This is a genomic window from Bacteroidota bacterium (genome assembly GCA_034723125.1).
GTDB lineage: Bacteria > Bacteroidota > Bacteroidia > CAILMK01 > JAAYUY01 > JAYEOP01.
Genome location: JAYEOP010000191.1, coordinates 1 through 3,625 on the forward strand (window position 1 = coordinate 1; position 3,625 = coordinate 3,625).

The window sequence follows — 3,625 nt, forward strand, 5'->3', positions numbered from 1 at the left end:
AAAATTATTTATTAAGTTGAATAATAAATTTTTAATTTTTTTAAAAATTTATTATTCAACTTAATAAATAATTTTATCTTTGACGATTCAAATTTGAATATATAAATCGTTTAAACAATTAAAATTTATTGATTATCAGTAAATAAAAAACAAAATCTAAAATCTAAAATATTTTGAAATTGCATTCTCAATTTATCTATTTTTGCAAAATATATTAATCAAAATTTTTAATCAAAAACTACTTATGAAAAATGTTACTTTATTTCTAATTGGAATGCTATTTATTTCATCAGTTTTCGGTCAAATAAAATCGAATCTGGTATTTTTTACAGAACAAGGCGAAAGATTCCATCTAATATTAAATGGAATAAATCAAAATCAAAATCCCGAAACAAATGTTAAAATTACTGATCTGATTTCACCAAGTTATAAAGTCAAGGTAATTTTTGAAAACACAAATCTTGGAGAAATTGATAAAAATAAAATATTTAATCAAGGTACTGAAACAACCTTTGTTATCAAAAAAAACAGAAAAGGTGAATATGTTATAAGATGGATGAACGAAGTACCAATAGCACAAGCTCCAGCAATAATTGAAGGACAATCAGTTATTATTTATAATACACAACCTCAGCCGCAGCCAACCACAACAATAGTTACAAATTCACAAACAACAACGGTAAATCAGGGAGTTAACATGAATCCTTCGGGTGCATCAATGAATGTAAATTTTAATAACTCTCAATCAGGTGCAAATATAAATATGAACATCAACGCAGGCGGAAATAATACAACAACTTCAAGCACAACAATTACAAAAACTGAGATTTACCAAAACCCGCAAATGCAACAAACTCAAACCACTTATGTTTTACCCGGTTATAACGGACCCGTTGGTTGCCCTTACCCTATGTCTTCGCAGGATTTTACTCAAGTTAAATATTCAATTTCATCAAAGGATTTTGAAGACAGTAAACTCAGAATTGCAAAGCAAGTAATAATGTCAAATTGCTTATTAAGTTCACAAGTTAAAGAAATTATGCTATTATTTGATTTTGAAGATACACGCCTCAAACTTGCTAAATTTGCTTACGGATATACTTATGATATTGGCAACTATTACCTTTTAAACGATGCTTTTGATTTTGAATCAACAATAGAAGAACTAAATGATTACATTTATAATTTTGGTGAATAGGATTAAATCACCTAAAACCCGCAAGTTTTTTTTGTTAAGAAATATTCATTAATTTTTTTCGTAATTTAAAATATTTTTAAAAAAATTAAAAATTTATTATTCAACTTAATAAATAATTTTATCTTTGACGATTCAAATTTAAATATGTAAATCTTTTAAACAATGAAAATTTAATTTAGTATGAAAAAAATCACATTAGTACTTATAGGGATATTCTTTAGTATTGCTGCATTTTCGCAATATTATTATCTCCCTTCTATCAATGCAGGAGAAAACCCAGGATCATTACATGAAGACATTGAAGTTCCTAAAGGATCTACAGGAGCACCAACAGGTTGGGCAACTATTTTAAGCGGACCAAAAACAATAGCCGCTTGGTCAAGTGTAAGTTCTATTCCTTTTACATTTCAATTTAATGGACAAACCGTATCAAGTTACATTGCATCCTCAACAGGCGTTGTAACTTTTACAACTTCTGCAACCGCAGTACCTTCAAAAACAAATGAATCTTTACCTTCAGCAAATATTCCTGACAATTCAATTTGTATTTGGGGAATGTATGCCGCTGATGGTGATAATATTATGACAAAAACATTTGGCTCAGCACCTAATCGTCAGCATTGGATTCAATTCAACTCATTTAGTGAAGATGGAATTAAAGATGGTTGGACATATTGGTCAATTGTTTTTGAAGAAACAACAAACAATATTTATATTGTTGACCAAAAAACATTATGTGTTGATGGTGGAAATGCTTGTACCGGAGATGTAACTTTAACAGCAGGAATCCAAATTGATGCAACAACTGCAATACAAGTTACAGCTTCTCCTAATTTGATTTCAAATGCAGAAAATGATTATACGGTAGCAGATAACTCATATTATACTTTTTTTTACGGCACACAACCTGATTATGATTTAGCTGCAATAAAACTTGATATGAAAAAAATTGTTACTTATAACACTAACGTTTATATAAAAGGTACACTTAAAAATCTTGGAGCTCAAACAATCACTTCTTTTGATTTAAACTATCAGATAGGTAATGGTGCTGTTATTACATCTACAATTAATGCATCAATTACAAATACTTATGATTTTACTGCACCTTCTGCATGGAAACCAAGCAACCCTGGTGAAAAATATACAATTAAAGTTTGGGCAGATAATTTAAATGGCTCACATGCAGACATGGTAAATGAAAATGATACAATCTCAATTGAAGTATTTACAAACGAAGGAAACACAGGCACAAAGCAAGTTCTTGTAGAAGAAGCAACAGGTGCATGGTGTGGTTACTGCCCTGATGGAGCATTACAATTACGCCTAATTTTAGAGAACAATCCTGATGCAGTAGGAGTTTCTCATCATAATGGAGACGGAATGTCTTTTACAGATGGAAATGCTATAAATGCTGCTTATGCAGTTGGTTACCCAACAGGCTATGTTGACAGAGTAAAATTTGATGAATTTGATGCTGTTGGATTTTCACGTAATAGATGGGAAGAAAAAGTAATCGAAAGATTAGCTGAAGCAACACCGATTAATATTTCAGTTAAAAATCTTGATTACAATACAAGTACAAGAAAATTTGACCTTGATGTTGAAGTTGATTTTGTTGACTATTATTACGGTGATCTTAGGCTTACAGTTATGTTAATTGAAAATTATGTTGTAGGTTCAGGTTCACAGTACGACCAAAGAAACTATTATAGTAAAGACGGATATGCTGCTGGCGGTTCAAGTCATCTTCTTTATGATTTTGGAGACCCAATAACAAACTATCCTCATCAACATACTTCAAGAGAATTTTTATCAGCTACATGGGGAGACCCTCTCAACAGCACTCCAAAGCTTTATACAACAGGTGATAAATTTAACAAAACTTATTCAACAACACTCAGTTCAAGTTATAATGAAAATCATGTTGAATTTATTATTTTAGTTAGTCACTACAATGATGACATATTAGAACGTTCTATTATTAATGTAATTGAGAAAAAACTTACAACTGTTTCTATTGATGAACCAACTATGGAAAATAGTGTGTCTATTTATCCAAATCCCGTAGGTTCAATTGCAAATGTTGGTTTTTCTGTAACTCAAAAAAGTGATGTTTCATTAACAGTTTATAACACAATGGGACAAACTGTAAAAAGAATTACCGAAAGAAGCTATGCTACAGGAAAACATTCAATTTATTTTAGCACATCCGACTTAGCCATAGGAACTTATTTGGCAGTAGTTAAAATTAATGGAATAGCTCACACAGTGAAATTTATTAAGTAAAAAACATTTTATTTTCTTAATAATTAGAAAAAAAGGCAGTCAATAATTGATTGCCTTTTTTTTTGCTTTTAGGGGTTTGCTATTAATTCCTTTCTTTATTCACCAATCTAATATTATTTTAAAGGTGTTCATGATATG

Annotated in this window: 2 protein-coding genes; both read left to right on the top strand. The window is 30.0% G+C overall.

All coding sequences use genetic code 11. The annotated features are described in order from the left end of the window. Nucleotides 1-244 precede the first annotated feature (244 nt). Nucleotides 245-1,198: a DUF4476 domain-containing protein gene (locus tag U9R42_05665; protein ID MEA3495507.1), complete on the top strand. Its 954-nt coding sequence runs from the start codon at nucleotides 245-247 to the stop codon at nucleotides 1,196-1,198. A 180-nt stretch (nucleotides 1,199-1,378) separates the two neighbouring features. Continuing rightward, a complete protein-coding gene (locus U9R42_05670; GenBank protein MEA3495508.1) occupies nucleotides 1,379-3,487 on the top strand; it encodes an Omp28-related outer membrane protein in 2,109 nt (702 codons plus the stop codon). Nucleotides 3,488-3,625: the final 138 nt, after the last annotated feature.

Excerpts from the sequence above, each read along its gene's own strand:
- U9R42_05670 (MEA3495508.1), top strand. The coding sequence starts at position 1,379 with ATGAAAAAAATCACATTAGTACTTATAGGGATATTCTTTAGTATTGCT.
- U9R42_05665 (MEA3495507.1), top strand. The coding sequence starts at position 245 with ATGAAAAATGTTACTTTATTTCTAATTGGAATGCTATTTATTTCATCA.